The following is a 535-nucleotide window of genomic DNA, read 5'->3' as shown; positions in this document are numbered from 1 at the left end:
TGATGATGAAGTCAGCGTGGTTCATCGCAATCAAGTCAGTTGTGAACTGGCATGAGAAGTGGTAGTGATCCTCAAACTTCTTCCAGTAGAGGTCAGAGTTGGGGTACTTGGTTTTCTCAAGCGCATGGGCAATGGTACAATGGGTAACACCCATCTTGTGTGCAAGCAAGCATGCAACAAGGTTTCCGTCACTGTAGTTTCCGATGATCAAGTCAGGATTGGCCTGGAGCTCTCCAGCAATTTCGTGCGCGACATCATCAGTGAATGTTTCCAGGTACGGCCAGACTTCAAAACGTGAGATCCACTTGCGAACAATTCCATTTTCAGTTCTGAAAGGCACACGTAGGATGTGGGTGTGCTCGGTGCCAAGGACCTTCTCAAGACGCTGACCGCAGGTGGTGCCAGTTGCATCAGGGAGCAACCTGGTGACAATAAGGATGCGTGGTGTACTGTTGAGACCTAGCTGCTTGATCCTCAGAAGCATCTCAATCTCCATAGCACGGACTTGGTCCAAAATGTAGACAACCTGCCCTCC

General features: G+C 49.7%; 1 protein-coding gene. It reads right to left on the bottom strand.

Annotated features, from left to right (window positions below):
* Positions 1–514 (bottom strand): hypothetical protein (locus tag NK662_RS24795; protein WP_254761381.1); only part of this gene is annotated, 514 nt, incomplete at its 3' end.
* Between the last annotated feature and the right edge of the window lie 21 nt (positions 515–535).

This window comes from Ectobacillus ponti (assembly GCF_024294785.1).
Taxonomy (GTDB): Bacteria; Bacillota; Bacilli; order Bacillales; family Bacillaceae_G; genus Ectobacillus; species Ectobacillus ponti.
This window is presented reverse-complemented; position numbering and strand designations above follow the sequence as displayed.